We start from the raw sequence: 14,500 nt of genomic DNA, 5'->3' as shown, positions 1-14,500 counted from the left end.
CCTAACAAATTTATTCTTTTTTACTGTTATTCTTTGAAATTCTAAACCATAATAAAATTGACTGTAAGTGCTCATTTTGTATATAGTGCGACGCACAAACAATTTGAATCCTTTACCAGGAGATGCAATGACCAATAAAACAGCTAAACTTAGCCTTGAAGGCCAAGAACCGCTTGAATTACCAGTATATACGCCTACCTTAGGGAACGACGTGATTGATATCACAAAACTGGGGGCGCGTGGCGTCTTTACCTTTGATCAAGGTTATTTATCAACTGCCTCCTGTGAATCTAAAATCACTTATATAGATGGCGATAAAGGCATATTGCTCTATAGAGGATACCCTATTGAGCAATTAGCTGAGAAAAAAGATTTTCTTGATGTAAGCTACCTTTTACTCAACGGCGAATTACCAAACGCTGAAGAAAAGAAAAAATTTGTTGGCTTAATTAATAATCATACGATGGTCCATCAACAAATGTATCAATTTTTAAATGGTTTCCGTCGAGATGCACATCCTATGGCAATTATGGTGGGAATGGTTGGCGCACTATCTGCCTTCTATCATGACACCATGGATTTAAATAATGCAGAGGATCGCTTTATTTCTGCAATTCGCATGGTTGCTAAAATGCCTACCTTTGCAGCTATGAGTTATAAATACTCGATAGGATTACCTTATATTTACCCACAAAATAAAATGTCTTATGCTGAAAACTTCTTGCATATGATGTTTAGCGTTCCCTCCGAAGAATCCACACCTGATCCTGTTTTAGTCCGCGCTATGGATACTATATTTATTCTGCACGCAGATCATGAACAAAATGCTTCTACGTCTACAGTGCGTCTCGCTGGCTCAACAGGAGCGAATCCTTTTGCATGTATTTCTGCCGGAATCGGTGCATTATGGGGACCTGCGCATGGTGGTGCGAATGAAGCCTGCCTTAACATGCTCAAAGAAATTGGAAGCGTTGATCGCATTCAACATTACATTAAGCGAGCAAAAGATAAAGATGATCCATTCCGATTAATGGGATTTGGGCATCGGGTTTACAAAAGTTATGATCCCAGAGCGAAAGTAATGCGTCAAACATGTTATGATGTATTAGAAGCTGTAGGTGCAAAAGATGAGCCACTGTTCAAACTTGCTATGGAACTAGAACGTATTGCTCTTGAAGATGATTACTTTGTTGAGAAAAAGCTTTATCCCAATGTTGATTTTTATTCGGGTCTTACTTTAAGCGCTCTTGGAATTCCAACCAATATGTTTACAGTAATTTTCGCTTTAGCCCGTACAGTTGGTTGGATGAGTCATTGGATGGAAATGGTTGCCACTAAATCAAGAATTGGTAGACCACGCCAACTTTATACTGGTGAGAAAACAAGAGATGTACCTTAAAAACTAATCCTGGATGATAGGTGGCTTGCCTTCATCCAGGCTTTAATTTATAAACCTTAAAACTGCCCCTTTACTTTTTGCAATGCCTGCCTCCAACCACGATAATCCATTTCTACCTGTTCTAAAGATCTTTGGGGATTAAATGCTTGTTCCATATCCCAGATAGCATGCAACTCATCTAAAGAATTAAAAACACCGGCTCCTAAAGCTGCCAATATTGCCGCTCCCTTAGCAGTAGTCTCGATATCTTTAGGCTTTTGTATTTGTAATTGGCATTGATCTGCCAAAAATTGCAAAAACCACCGATTAACAGCCATCCCACCATCAACACGCAAAAGAGACAAATCCAATTGACTGTCTTCTCTCATACAAAAACATACTTCGCGTGTTTGATAACAAACCCCTTCTAACGCGGCTCTGGCAAAATGAGCTCTGTTGCTAGACAAGCTTAAACCAATCATAGATGCTCCGGGTAGTGATAACCAATGTGGCGCTCCTAAACCCGTAAAGGCTGAAACCAAGTAGACCCCCTCATTTCCTTTTAATGAATTTGCTAAAGTTTCAGTCTCATCAGCATGTTTAATAAGCTTCATCGAGTCACGTAACCACTTTACAGTGGTACCCGCATGATAAATACTACCCTCTAGTCCATAAACTGTTTGACCTTGAATCTTATATGCGACTGTTGTTAAAAGTTTATGTTGTGATAAAACAGGTTTATTTCCTGTATTGAGTAATAAAAATGCACCAGTACCAAAAGTTGCTTTTATCATTCCTATGTGGAAACAGCCCTGACCAATTAATGCAGCTTGCTGATCGCCAGCAACTCCAGTAATTGGAAGTTCAACACCTAACCACTGTTTGTCAATCAGACCAAAATGACTGTCACTCGCACAAACTTTTGGCAAAACGGATTCAGGAATTTTAAAATAATCGAGTAAATCCCAATCCCATCGCTCTTTCATAATATTAAAAAGCATGGTTCTTGATGCATTTGTCACATCAGTTAAATGTAAATGTTCGGTAGTTAAGCGCCAGATAAGAAAACTATCAATAGTACCAAACGCTAAATCACCTTTATTTGCTAATTCTTTAGCTTCAGGATTATTTTCTAAAAGCCATTTTAATTTAGTCGCAGAAAAATATGGATCCGGAATTAAGCCGGTTTTCTCTTGAATCATGGGTTCATTAACCACCAATGTCTTGCAATATTCAGCTGTTCTGCGATCTTGCCATACAATAGCAGGTGCCAGACAAGCACCTGTTTTTTTATTCCAGATTACTGTTGTCTCTCTTTGGTTTGTTAGACCACAAGACACTATTTGCTCTACAGGAACTCGAGACACAACATCCCGCATAGCTGCTAGAGTTTTTTGCCATATTTCTTCCGGATCATGTTCGACCCAACCTGTTTGAGGATAATGTTGAGTCAGAGGATATTGACTGGAGGTAACTAATTCGCCTTGAACAGTGTATATCATAGCGCGTGTACTGCTCGTTCCTTGATCTATTGCAAGTAAATAATTCATTGTTGCAGAGTTCCTTGTCCCAACTATTATGTGTATATTGTAAGTGTATACTTTTTTTTTGGAGACCAAAATATGAATTCGGTTTTTGATGTTGCAATTATCGGTGGCGGCATCAATGGCTGTGGTTGTGCTGCAGATGCAGCACTAAGAGGATTATCTGTAGTACTCTTGGAACAAGATGATTTAGCCTCTAAAACCTCCTCAAGCAGCACAAAACTAATTCATGGTGGGTTTAGATATTTAGAAAATTATGAATTTGGAATGGTTAAAAAAGCAATTTCCGAAAGACAACGACTTTTAGATTTAGCACCACATTTAGTACATCCTCAAGCCTTAGTTCTACCTTATGAAGAACATATGCGTCCCGCTTGGTTTTTACGTTTAGGACTCTTTATTTATGATCATTTAAGCAGCAAAAATCGCTTGCCCAAATGCAAAACAATTTATAGAAAAAACAAAATAGAATATTTTGATCCTTTAATTAATAAATTAGATATGGGTTTTCTATTTTATGATGCTGTAACTGACGATGCTCGCTTAACCATTGTTAATGCAATCCAGGCAAAAAATCATGGGGCAAGCATTAGAACACACTCTGCAGTAATTCATATTGAAGTTGTAAATAATTTATGGCAATTAACAATACAACCTAAAGTAGGCCCAAGCTATGTACTTCATGCCAAATCAGTAATTAATGCAGCTGGTCCTTGGGTTAAATCGGTAGAGCAACTCACTCAAATTCCAGATCGACAAAAAATCAGTTTGATAAAGGGAAGCCACATTATTGTGCCCAAAATGTATGAGGGTAATCACGCATATTTATTACAACATCAGGACAATCGTGTCATTTTTGTTATTCCCTACCATGGATTTAGTATGATAGGTACTACTGATATTCCACTCACTGGTAACTCGGATAATGCGTGCATAAGTGACGAAGAAATTCATTATTTGATTGATTTGGTTAATGTTTACTTTAACAGCAAGATATCAGAAAAAGATATTATCTATACTTGGAGTGGTGTTAGAGCCTTACTCGCTGATGAAAACAAAGAAGCTAAAGCGTTAAGTCGTGATTATGCATATGAGGTTCACCTTAAACCTGCACCAAGTGTTACGATTTATGGTGGAAAAATTACCACCTACCGAAGATTAGCCGAAGAAGTCATAAACCAACTCCTTCAAACATTTCCACAAATGGGACATTCAATTACAGCGTCAACTCCGTTACCAGGGTCTTTTTTTGAACAAATGAATTTTGAGCAATACGTACATTATGCCCACAAAAAATATAAATGGATGGATACAGACTTACTTAATCGTTATTTGAATACTTATGGAAGTCGCATGGAACTTTTCCTTTCTTCCTGTAATAGTACAGAGTCCTTGGGAAAAAAATACTGTACCTATCTTTATCAAGTTGAAGTAGATTATTTGATTTTGGAAGAATGGGCACAAAATTGTGATGACATACTCAAGCGGCGAACAAAGCTCGATCTCATCATAGATGAAGCAGGCAAGAAAGAACTGGCGAATTATTTGTCAAAGATCAGTTCTTATCCTTCTGCTGAAGTTCCGCTTTTATTGCACTGACATCAACTGCCACGGCTTGTTCTACCAATTCCTTGAGGGTTGAAGCTGGCATACTGCCAGCATTTGAATAAATAACAATTCCTTCTTTGAACACCATCAGATGAGGAATTGAGCGTATTTCAAAGAAATCAGACAATTGTTGTTCTGCTTCAATATTTACTTTTGCAAATTTTATATTTGGAAACTGTTCAGCTACTTGCTCATAAACCTTAGAAAATTGTTTACATGGAGCACACCAGTCTGCCCAAAAATCAATGAATACAATTTCATTTTCATCAATTAAAGATTGGAATTCAGAACCGGTTGTAGTGAGGCTAGTCATATTTCTTCCTTAGCTTCTATTGAATTAACAATTTTTTGAAATACATCATCCACATCTCCAGTGCCACAAATACTATGAAATTCAGGAGCACCATGAGCGCTACTCTCTGCCCAAGACTTATAGTAATGAATTAAAGGGGCTGTCTGACTACGATAAACTTCCAAACGTTTTCTTACAGTTTCTTCCTTATCATCTTCACGTTGAATTAAAGCCTCACCTGTAACATCATCTATGCCAGCACGTTTTGGAGGATGATTTTGGATGTGATAAACACGTCCTGAAGGTTGATGAATCCGTCTTCCACTAATGCGCTTAATGATTTCTTCATCATCAACATCAATTTCAATGACATGGTCTAAATAAATTCCCGCTTGCTTCAAGGCATCTGCCTGTACAATTGTTCTAGGAAAACCATCAAATAGAAAACCCTTGGCGCAATCACTCTTTTTTAATCGTTCTTTGACTAATCCAATAATAATATCATCGGATACCAGCCCTCCCGTTTCCATAATTTTTTTGGCACTCAATCCCAAAGGAGTTCCTTGTGCAATAGCAGCGCGTAGCATATCACCTGTGGAGATTTGCGGAATTTGATAACGTTCAATCAAACGCAAAGCCTGGGTTCCTTTTCCTGCACCCGGCCCACCCAAAAGCATTAATCGCATTAAAAACTCCTTAGTGATCTGTATCAATTTTAATTACAGAGTATATTATTACTTATTAAACCATATAAATTCAAATGTACTCTAAATTTCTGCTTCATAAATTCAGGAAAACATTAGAATCAAGAACTCGATTCTAAAGTTTTTTACATGAATTAAGTTGCATTGCATAAAGTTGCGAACGTGCTTTTACTTTGCGAGCAACAGGGATTAACCATGATTTTCTCAAATATGTTTTACGCAGATAACCACCTATACCTTCATGATAGGCCAAATAAAGTGAATAAGCATCTGTACGAGGGACTCTTGCTCTTTTATAAGCTTCATTTGCGTACCAACCAATAAAATCAACACCATCACCAAAATCATCACGTGAAGCAAACCAGCCGCCACAACTTTGTTTATAGTGATTCCAGGTTCCATGCAGAGCTTGGGTATATCCATAAGCTGATGAAGGTCTTTTCCACGGGATAATACAAAAAAGCTTCTGACGTGGTGGTCGTGCTCGCGCATTAAATTTTGATTCTTGATGGATAATAGCCATTTGCACCGGAATAGGAACTCTCCATCGACGCTCAACATCCTTAGCGTCTCTATACCATTTGGGGTACTGTCTAAATATATTACAAAGATTATTTACATCCGCAGGAGGATGGCTAACACAAGCAGTAAGCACTACAGCAAATAATAAAAAAAGGGCTATTCGTAACTTCTTAAACATGTGTAATAAAGCGTCCATGAGCAACCAAACATTAAAAAGGCACATCTTAACAAATTTGATAACTACAATCTACGCTTGAATTATAGTCATGATGAACTCAAGATAACCTCTTATTCTTAAAAAATAAACCAGGCCTGTTTCCCTCCCCCTACGCCATGCTAAGATGTGGGTTCATTTAGGATAAATTAAGTTAAAGCGATGACAATTCTTGTATTCGATATAGAAACAATTCCCGATATTGAAACAGGCCGTAATTTATATGATTTACACGGTTTGTCTGATAAGGACACAGCAGAAGCAATGTTTGCATTGCGTCGTGCTAAAGTAGGTAACGATTTTTTGCCTCATTATTTACAGAAAATCTGTGCAATTTCCTTGGTTATGAGTCATGGCTCACAAATAAAAGTTTGGTCTTTAGGTGATGAATCCTCTGATGAAAAAGAATTAATAACCCGTTTTTTTGCTGGAATTGATAAACATACCCCAACTTTGGTGAGCTGGAATGGCAGTGGATTTGATCTACCTGTTTTACATTATCGTTCTTTGTTACATGGCATCACAGCCCCTACTTATTGGGAAATAGGGGAAAATCAACAAAATTTTCGTTGGAATAACTACTTAAGTCGGTTTCATTATAGACATCTTGATCTCATGGACGTAATTGCGGGATATCAAAATAAAGCGTTTGCTCCGCTTGATGAAATATCCAGCATGCTTGGATTCCCTGGAAAAATGGGTATGAGCGGTTCTAAAGTGTGGGAACAGTATTTATTAGGCCAAATAAAAAGTATTCGTGATTATTGTGAAACTGATGTACTCAATACATATTGTGTTTTTTTACGGTTTGAACTCATGCGTGGAGTGCTTCAACATGATGAATATCACCGTTTATTGGAATTGCTAAAAACTTATTTAAGTACGGAACAAGAGAAAAAACATTTACAAGAATTTTTGAGTAACATGGCATAAATCAATGTAGCCAGAGTGCAGCGAAAGGCCCTATGGGGACGGTCCGGGACGGCCCCCTGTTCACCTTAAATGGTCAAAATAATTTAAACAATCTGAACACTTCTTGCTGGGGTCCGTCCCGGACCGTCCCCACCTAGATCGTAAAAGGTCTATGACCATCAAAAGCAGGCTTTAATTTATCTGCATTAATCGTCTCAAGAGCACTCAGGTATTCTTCGCTCTGTAAATGTTCTAAAGTTTTTGCAAAACGTTCCGAGCCTAATTTTATGTATTCTTCTTTACTCACAGATTTTGCTTCATTTGCCAATTGGGTCCATGACCAAAGTGTTATCCACCACTCTACAACTGGTTTATACGCAGTAAACCATGCCTGTACTGAGTCTGTAAGTTCTGCTCCGAAATATGCTTTTAAATAAACTAGCTCTTGCTCTTTGCTCAGTTTTGCTTCGATTGCAAAATAAACAAGATCCCACATAAAATCGTTATTACTTGAATACTCCCAATCAATTTGATAGAACACCTCTTCCTTCTTCTTTAATCCTAAAACCGTCATCATATAGTTTAAAGGTGTTGAATCATTATGACATGGCCTCATTTCAATCTGATAAGAAGAAAATAGTTTCTTCAAAGCAAACATCTGTTCGGCGATAAAATCTACTTTCTCAGGAAAAACAAAATTTTTATTTTTTAGACGCTCTAATAGCTGTTCATTACGCTCGAAAACCGCGGTGTCATTGTCAAAGCGCTCTGATGTATGCAGTTTCTTTGCCATACGCGCTAGAATGTTTAATATATCAACTCGTTGTAATGTTTTCTTATCTAAACTCTGGACACCTTCTATAAATTCAGTTAACTGTAATCCTTCTTGATCAAAGTATTCTATGGGTACATTAAGGCCCAGAGCCGATGCTTTACGTGCATTCTCTGCTTCATCCTTACGCGATACTGAAAATGAGGATACTTCTCCAGGAATTCGTAGTACCCATCGTTTAGATTTCTTACGCTCAATGAGCTCCAGATTAACCCCAGGAATTTTTGCAAGCAACTTAGCCATATCATGACCAATTTGTACCCTGTAAACAGTATTTGTCATTCCACCTGACATTAATTTTAATTTCAGTACATCCAGACCCACTTTTGAAAGCAGCGGAATGCGATGAATTGTTGGCAATAAGTTCATGTATTTCTGAGTTAATTCGACCATCTCTTTCCATTTATGATTAACCCGCGATGCCTTGAACTGTGAGGTAGGATCGAGTAGACTAAGTATGTAGATCATTAAATGTTCACTAATTTTAGGATTACCGCTATCTTCGCCAAAAAAAAGCCATTTCATAAGATTGTTTCGCAAAAATTGAACATCAAAAGAGTATATAAAATTTAGTCACAGAATTACAAGACAGTACATTTAAAGAAAAAAATAATCAACAAGGGCTCTTGTTATGACCGAACCCCTTATTCCTATCACAAAAAAACAGGCTCTGATATTTACTTGCTTTTTTGTCATGTATGAGTTTCTAACTTATATAGCCAATGACATGATCATGCCCGGTATGATCCATGTGGTTCAGTCTTTTAACGCAACTGAATCAGCAGTAGCTACATCTTTAAGTGTATACATTCTAGGAGGTGCAAGCTTACAAGTTTTATTAGGCCCCATATCCGATAGTTATGGGCGAAGACCTATGATGATTCTTGGCGCTTTCCTATTTTTTATTTTTACTCTATTTATTGCTAGCTCCAATTCAATGAATCAATTTTTGATCGCACGTTTCTTTCAAGGCATGGGCTTATGCTTTATTGGGGTAATAGGCTACGCGACAATTCAAGAGATTTTTGAAGAAATGGATGCCATTCGTTTGATATCCATTATGGCAAACGTTGCAATTCTTGCCCCCTTATTAGGCCCTCTGATGGGGGCGATCGTGATTCATTATACTTCCTGGCGCTATATCTTTGTAACCATTGCACTAGGTGCGCTTATTACATTATGGGGATTATGGAAATACATGCCTGAGCCTATTGGGCAAACAAAAAGAAATGGCGAGCTTACACCAAAAGCAAAATTCTCAGCTAATAAAGTATTGCGAAACTATAAAGATTTGTTTACCAATAAAGCATTCTGTTTCGGGACATTAGCCGCAGGCACCGTGGGTATCCCATGTATTGCCTGGATAGCTTTAGCACCCCTTATTTTGATCGTTGAGGCAAAACTCACAGTGATTCAATATGGTCTTTGGCAACTTCCGATATTTGGCGCAACCATTTTGGGTAATTGGTTTTTGCACAAATTAACTTACAAGTACAAAATTAAACAAATCATATTCTTTGGCTGCATTATTCTGGTTATTGGGGCAATTTTAACTTCCTTACTCCCCTTCCTTTATGGTAATGCCTATTATTATTTGCTCCCGGGAATGATTATCTATTTTTTTGCACTCAGTGTGATTAATGCTCCTTTAAACAGATACTGCCTTTTTGTGACCCCAGTAAGCAAAGGCACTGCATCTGCTTTGGTTAGCCTATGTGTTATGGTTGTAGGTGCGATTGGAACAGAATTAGCTAACTTATTCTACATACATCACAATAACCTTCATTTCGGACTTTATTGTAACGTAATTCAACTTATATTCTTGATATTTATAGGCTTAACGTTCTTACCTCAACAAAATGCTATTGTGGAAGAAAACAAAGCAGATACAAGTAACAACAGATGACACTGCATATCTTGCCGTTCACTACTCGATGAATAATTCAACGGACTTATAGACTTTAAAGCATTTGCAAAAAGTATCCCATATAAAACTAAATAAAACGACACGCTTAAATTACGAAATCAATTCATAATGGTTGTAGTGATGATCCATTAAAGTGCTGTATCACAAAAAATTTTAGACTCAACTGACTTGAGTTTTTATTAAATTCATATTAAATCTAATAAGTTATTTGATGCAATCTATTGCAAACACCCTTCATTCATTCTTAAGGACTAGAAATGCTAAAGAAAATCCAAGCGTTCTCTTTATCAATAGCAACCGTGTTTTTCTCTAACGTTTCGGCAGAAACATACAGAGTCCCAGCCACAAAAGACACGGTAACCCTTGGTCTTTTTACACTGGATAAAACACCTGTAGTTAAAGTTCACTCTGGAGATTCTGTGTCCTTAGAAACCTGGAACAGTTGCTTGCATGAAATGGTCTTTAATAAGACAACGCCTGCTGAAATTGCAAAATTCTATACAAAATATGACATTCAAAAAAGACGTGGTATGCATAGCTTAACTGGCCCTGTTTACATTGAAGAAGCCGAGCCCGGAGATGTGCTTGAGATTCGGGTGCTTGATATCAAATTAAATGATTTTGGATATAACTTTTTAAGCCCTACGCAAGGAATTTTATCAGAATTTACCAAACCAAGAATCATGTACTTCAAATATGATAAAGAAAAGAAAACCACAGAATTCACCAAGGGTATATGTTTACGCCTAAAACCCTTCCCGGGAGTTATCGCGGTAGCTCCGCCTCGGGATTGGCCTGATGGGTGGCCGGTGAATTTAGAAACTCATATGGGCCAACCCGTACCAGGACAATTCAACTCAGTTCCACCTGGTCCTTTTGGAGGGAACCTCGATCAACCAAGCCTGCAAGCAGGATCTATTCTTTATTTGCCCGTTTTTCAAAAAGGTGCGTTAGTTTGGACAGGTGATTCACATGCCATGCAAAGTAATGGCGAGATTGATGTCACAGCACTCGAGACCTCTTATGAAGGAATTACTCTGCAATTTATTGTAAGAAAAGATCTAAAAGCTGAAGGGGTATTTGATAAAACCAAACGAAATGGAAATAGTTTATTCACATGGCCTATTGTCGAAAACTCTGAGGAATGGATAATAATGGGCTTACATGAAAACCTGTTTGAAGCGATGCAGCTTGCTTCTAAGAATGCAATTGACTTTTTAGTACGCACTCAAGGACTCTCTCCACAAGAAAGTTACCAATTTTTAAGTATGGTAGGGGATTTCAACATTCCCGAAGCAGTCAATGTCATTAAAAATGTAGCGGTGCACATCCCTAAAGAAACCTTCAAAAACAATGGGAAGATGACCACGCTTAGCTCTGAAGGCAAGTTTCCCCTAACAACGCCAAAGATCAATGAAAAATCAACCTGTATGCCTCAAGAAGGCAAAATTATTGAATAACCTTTAGGTGAAATAATGAATAAGATCTTAGTTTGTTTATGCATATACTTTACGGCTTCAGCTGCGTTAGCCGATCAAATTGTGCTTGATAATAAAACGAATTACCCTGCAAAAAATAACCCAGGTAAAATTGCAGTGCAATGGGTAACATCAGCTGAGGCCACTCAAGAGGCCAATAAAACCATCATTAATGGTTCAAAATTGAACTTAAGCTCCTTAATGATTCTCCCTCAAAAAGGGCAAATACGGCTTACTCCACCGAATCATGCCCATTACTTTAGAGTGGTAGTTTGGTCATCCGGCAACAAGGAGCCTGATCTACTTACAAACTGGGTAGATATTGTTCCTAATAAAACCTATATTGTAAACCAAGACCAACTTGTATCCGCGATACTAATGTCTGGAGCAGGTTGCTAGGTTCCGTCGAAAATTTTTTATAAGCATGTGGGCCTGATTTAGGCCCTAGAAGTTATTGTATCTTGCTTTAGAAAAATATATGGTTAAAGATGTAAAGAAAATAGTTGCATGTCTATGCTTTTAAAAGAAAATTATGATCAAATTATTATTTTTCATCTTGCTTATTCTCATAACCGGTATGCATAACATCGTTAATGCAACAACATTACAAACTCCTATCAAAAAGCCAACTAACTCAGAACTAAAGCCAATAGCAAGCAATTCGAGCATCAGTTCTAACCCTGCAGCAGTTAATGTAACGACTGGCTCTGGTACACTTCAACGTTATTTAGAGAAAAAACTAGGTATTCAGAATAATCATGGAATTATGCTTCAAGGAGCTTGGATTGGTGACACCAACAGATTGTTTTCAGGTGGCATACCTGATGCTGACCTGGTGACATCAAACAGTGTCCTTTTAGTGGATCTTACAGTGGATATGGAACGATTGACTGGGTGGAGTGGAGGGTTATTTAGCGCTCAATTTCTACAACAAAATGCTCAGAATACCAATGCGCAAGCAGGGCTTATACAAGGATATAACTCATTACCCGATGTTTATCCATTTAATCGTTCTGAACTTTACGCCCTTTGGTATCGACAAGAACTGTTTGATAAAAAATTATTCGTACGCATTGGAAAAACAATCACCACGCTTGATTTTAATAATGTGATTAAGCCAGCCCCTCTAAGCTCTGATGCACCGAACATTCCTGCAGTAACAAGCCTAATTTATACTCCAATTTTTATTAATCCCGAAGTAGACGGCATCATGCCTGGTTATACGAATACCGCATATGGCGTTACGATGACATTGGCCCCCATCTCTCAATGGTATCTATCCTATGGAATATATGATGGCAATTTAGCCAGTGGTAAACAAACTGGCTTAACGGGTCCAACCTTTAATGGACGTTACTTCCAAGTGAGTGAAACTGGTGGCGCTTGGGTATTAGGAAAAAATCATCTGCCAGGAACTGCTGGAATAGGTGTATGGCATCAGACCGGCTTAATTCGTCAGCGTAATCTCACTGAAATGGAAGCAACTGGTGCTTACCTGTTTGGTTCACAACGCTTATGGTATCGCCATCCAGGGTATGATATCAGTGGGATTTCAGCGTTTTATCAATACGGCATCAATAATTCCAGTGTTTTGCCCATGAAACAATCCATAGGAGCTGGTCTCACTTTATTTGGCCTTATTGCTCATCGTGAAGGTGACTCATTAGGTGCAGGATTTTCGCTTGCTTGGCTAAATCATCGGATTACTGATCGCTCTTCTGAGTTGATGTACCAAATCTATTATCAAGCCAAAATAGTAAATAATGTATATCTTGAACCCGTGCTTTCATACATACCTACCCCAGGTGAGAATGTCAATTTACCTCCTGCATTCGCAGGGACAATAAGAGCTATTGTATTGGCATAAAAGGGATTCGTTCTGATTGATTTTCATTGAGAATCAAACAGTAAGCGTACAATAATTACCACTGTAGATTCAAATAAAACCATAAGATCAATAGATTGACATGTATGACAATGGTCGATTAGAATGTACTTTAAATATTCAAATAAAAATATCCAGATAATTTTTTTAAGTCACATTCCTTTAAAACCTAAAGTTATAATTTTAATCAATCAAAACTGAGGGTTAAAAGCTCAAACTCATTGTTTTACTCTGTTACAAATCGTCGTTTATCAAAATGTAGCTTTATTTCCAAAGGAGCAATAATCATGACTGTTGAACTGATACGAATCGGGCAAGAAGATAAAAATGATTACGAACAAAGTTTAAATGACTTGGGATATACTGAATTAGATGCACAAATCAGAGAAGATGCCATTGCAGTCTGGAGGTTTTTCTGCAATGAAGAACTGGTATTATGCGGCCTAAAAAAATTTGTAACAGCATATTTTGAATTTAACCAAAAAGAAAAGAAATCATTACGTCAATTTTTTGATGAATGGGGAAGTAGAAATCATTTTAACATGCCAGATTCTTATGAAATTAGTAAAAAATTTACGGTCAGCCCCCATTTCCAGTATCCCAAGCATACTCCTGTTTTGTATGGTGAATTAACAGGAGATCTATTTAATAATGTTCTCCTAAAAAATGGTTATTTATCCGCTGATGTGGGGGCAGGACCACTACATGGAAAATGGGCTCACTCCATTCAACTTTATCTTTTGGAAGAGGCTCGTAAAAAAGGTATTTTGCAACTGCATGCCCAATCTGTACGCCATTTTTTGCAAACAATATCACAAATTAAAGGCGAGTTTGTATCATTCAGCTTATGGAATATTCTGTTTGACTCTTTTGAAGAACATATTTTTACCTATCCTAATAATATAACTCGAATCTTATCCACGTGGAATACTTCAGAGGCAGCAAAATTTTTTGCTACCAAACTTAAAGCCTTTGAAGAAAAATTTAATCGAGCCGCACAGACTGAAGAATGTTACGAAGGACTTGCAAAACAAAAGTATTTAAGTAGGTTAAATGAAGCAAGTTATATCTTTTATAAAGAAAAATGTGCGTTATTATGGTTTGCACCAAAAGATACAAAGGGAACAGGCAACTCAGACATCTTGAGTACTGAATACCAATCCGCATTGGGTGCTTGAAATTGCTGTGAGCTCAATCTCCTCAT

Annotated in this window: 13 protein-coding genes; 8 read left to right on the top strand and 5 right to left on the bottom strand. The window is 37.6% G+C overall.

The features are described from left to right. Nucleotides 1-127 precede the first annotated feature (127 nt). Nucleotides 128-1,399, top strand: a complete 1,272-nt coding sequence (gene gltA, locus Lstg_RS09910) for a citrate synthase (protein WP_058477500.1) — start codon at nucleotides 128-130, stop codon at nucleotides 1,397-1,399. 56 nt (nucleotides 1,400-1,455) lie between these two features. On the opposite strand, the gene glpK is transcribed toward gltA, so the two are convergent. Next, on the bottom strand, nucleotides 1,456-2,928 hold the full coding sequence (gene glpK, locus Lstg_RS09905) for a glycerol kinase GlpK (protein WP_058477499.1): 1,473 nt from the start codon (nucleotides 2,926-2,928) through the stop codon (nucleotides 1,456-1,458). Between the two features lie 72 nt (nucleotides 2,929-3,000). On the opposite strand from glpK, the gene glpD reads away from it, so the two are divergent. Beyond that, on the top strand, nucleotides 3,001-4,521 hold the full coding sequence (gene glpD / locus Lstg_RS09900) for a glycerol-3-phosphate dehydrogenase (protein WP_058477498.1): 1,521 nt from the start codon (nucleotides 3,001-3,003) through the stop codon (nucleotides 4,519-4,521). On the opposite strand, the gene Lstg_RS09895 is transcribed toward glpD, so the two are convergent. The 3 genes from Lstg_RS09895 to Lstg_RS09885 all read right to left on the bottom strand — a co-directional run bounded on the left by Lstg_RS09895 (nucleotide 4,478) and on the right by Lstg_RS09885 (nucleotide 6,244). Then, a complete protein-coding gene (locus Lstg_RS09895; protein WP_058477497.1) occupies nucleotides 4,478-4,843 on the bottom strand; it encodes a thioredoxin family protein in 366 nt (121 codons plus the stop codon). The two genes, glpD and Lstg_RS09895, sit on opposite strands and share 44 nt — an antisense overlap. Next, the gene (adk, locus tag Lstg_RS09890) at nucleotides 4,840-5,508 is read right to left on the bottom strand and encodes an adenylate kinase (protein ID WP_058477496.1); all 669 of its coding nucleotides are present in this window, start codon (nucleotides 5,506-5,508) and stop codon (nucleotides 4,840-4,842) included. The genes Lstg_RS09895 and adk overlap by 4 nt, the downstream gene beginning before the upstream one ends. A 133-nt stretch (nucleotides 5,509-5,641) precedes the next feature. Then, entirely contained in the window at nucleotides 5,642-6,244 is a 603-nt protein-coding gene (locus Lstg_RS09885) for a transglycosylase SLT domain-containing protein (RefSeq protein ID WP_058477495.1), read from the bottom strand. A gap of 180 nt (nucleotides 6,245-6,424) precedes the next feature. Here Lstg_RS09885 and Lstg_RS09880 point away from each other — a divergent pair, with 180 nt between their 5' ends. Continuing rightward, nucleotides 6,425-7,195: a 3'-5' exonuclease gene (locus tag Lstg_RS09880; RefSeq protein WP_058477494.1), complete on the top strand. Its 771-nt coding sequence runs from the start codon at nucleotides 6,425-6,427 to the stop codon at nucleotides 7,193-7,195. Nucleotides 7,196-7,328: 133 nt separating this feature from the next. On the opposite strand, the gene Lstg_RS09875 is transcribed toward Lstg_RS09880, so the two are convergent. Further along, nucleotides 7,329-8,531, bottom strand: coding sequence for a phosphotransferase family protein (locus Lstg_RS09875; RefSeq protein WP_058477493.1), 1,203 nt, complete (start codon nucleotides 8,529-8,531; stop codon nucleotides 7,329-7,331). A 106-nt stretch (nucleotides 8,532-8,637) separates the two neighbouring features. On the opposite strand from Lstg_RS09875, the gene Lstg_RS09870 reads away from it, so the two are divergent. From Lstg_RS09870 to Lstg_RS09850, 5 genes are all read left to right on the top strand, one after another. Then, nucleotides 8,638-9,912: an MFS transporter gene (locus Lstg_RS09870; RefSeq protein ID WP_058477492.1), complete on the top strand. Its 1,275-nt coding sequence runs from the start codon at nucleotides 8,638-8,640 to the stop codon at nucleotides 9,910-9,912. Between the two features lie 278 nt (nucleotides 9,913-10,190). Continuing rightward, on the top strand, nucleotides 10,191-11,393 hold the full coding sequence (locus Lstg_RS09865) for an acetamidase/formamidase family protein (RefSeq protein ID WP_058477491.1): 1,203 nt from the start codon (nucleotides 10,191-10,193) through the stop codon (nucleotides 11,391-11,393). 15 nt (nucleotides 11,394-11,408) lie between these two features. Further along, nucleotides 11,409-11,810: a hypothetical protein gene (locus tag Lstg_RS09860; protein WP_058477490.1), complete on the top strand. Its 402-nt coding sequence runs from the start codon at nucleotides 11,409-11,411 to the stop codon at nucleotides 11,808-11,810. A 133-nt stretch (nucleotides 11,811-11,943) separates the two neighbouring features. Next, on the top strand, nucleotides 11,944-13,278 hold the full coding sequence (locus Lstg_RS09855) for a carbohydrate porin (RefSeq protein ID WP_058477489.1): 1,335 nt from the start codon (nucleotides 11,944-11,946) through the stop codon (nucleotides 13,276-13,278). A 305-nt stretch (nucleotides 13,279-13,583) separates the two neighbouring features. Continuing rightward, a complete protein-coding gene (locus Lstg_RS09850; RefSeq protein ID WP_058477488.1) occupies nucleotides 13,584-14,474 on the top strand; it encodes a LirA/MavJ family T4SS effector in 891 nt (296 codons plus the stop codon). Nucleotides 14,475-14,500 lie beyond the last annotated feature (26 nt).

The sequence above is a fragment of the Legionella steigerwaltii genome, from assembly GCF_001468065.1.
Taxonomy (GTDB): domain Bacteria; phylum Pseudomonadota; class Gammaproteobacteria; order Legionellales; family Legionellaceae; genus Legionella; species Legionella steigerwaltii.
This window is presented reverse-complemented; position numbering and strand designations above follow the sequence as displayed.

Bases quoted from the DNA above. Each gene is read 5' to 3' on its own strand.
- Lstg_RS09865 (WP_058477491.1), top strand. From the start codon at position 10,191: ATGCTAAAGAAAATCCAAGCGTTCTCTTTATCAATAGCAACCGTGTTT.
- glpD (WP_058477498.1), top strand. From the start codon at position 3,001: ATGAATTCGGTTTTTGATGTTGCAATTATCGGTGGCGGCATCAATGGC.
- Lstg_RS09885 (WP_058477495.1), bottom strand. From the start codon at position 6,244: ATGGACGCTTTATTACACATGTTTAAGAAGTTACGAATAGCCCTTTTT.
- Lstg_RS09860 (WP_058477490.1), top strand. From the start codon at position 11,409: ATGAATAAGATCTTAGTTTGTTTATGCATATACTTTACGGCTTCAGCT.
- glpK (WP_058477499.1), bottom strand. From the start codon at position 2,928: ATGAATTATTTACTTGCAATAGATCAAGGAACGAGCAGTACACGCGCT.
- Lstg_RS09870 (WP_058477492.1), top strand. From the start codon at position 8,638: ATGACCGAACCCCTTATTCCTATCACAAAAAAACAGGCTCTGATATTT.
- adk (WP_058477496.1), bottom strand. From the start codon at position 5,508: ATGCGATTAATGCTTTTGGGTGGGCCGGGTGCAGGAAAAGGAACCCAG.
- gltA (WP_058477500.1), top strand. From the start codon at position 128: ATGACCAATAAAACAGCTAAACTTAGCCTTGAAGGCCAAGAACCGCTT.
- Lstg_RS09875 (WP_058477493.1), bottom strand. From the start codon at position 8,531: ATGAAATGGCTTTTTTTTGGCGAAGATAGCGGTAATCCTAAAATTAGT.
- Lstg_RS09895 (WP_058477497.1), bottom strand. From the start codon at position 4,843: ATGACTAGCCTCACTACAACCGGTTCTGAATTCCAATCTTTAATTGAT.
- Lstg_RS09855 (WP_058477489.1), top strand. From the start codon at position 11,944: ATGATCAAATTATTATTTTTCATCTTGCTTATTCTCATAACCGGTATG.
- Lstg_RS09880 (WP_058477494.1), top strand. From the start codon at position 6,425: ATGACAATTCTTGTATTCGATATAGAAACAATTCCCGATATTGAAACA.
- Lstg_RS09850 (WP_058477488.1), top strand. From the start codon at position 13,584: ATGACTGTTGAACTGATACGAATCGGGCAAGAAGATAAAAATGATTAC.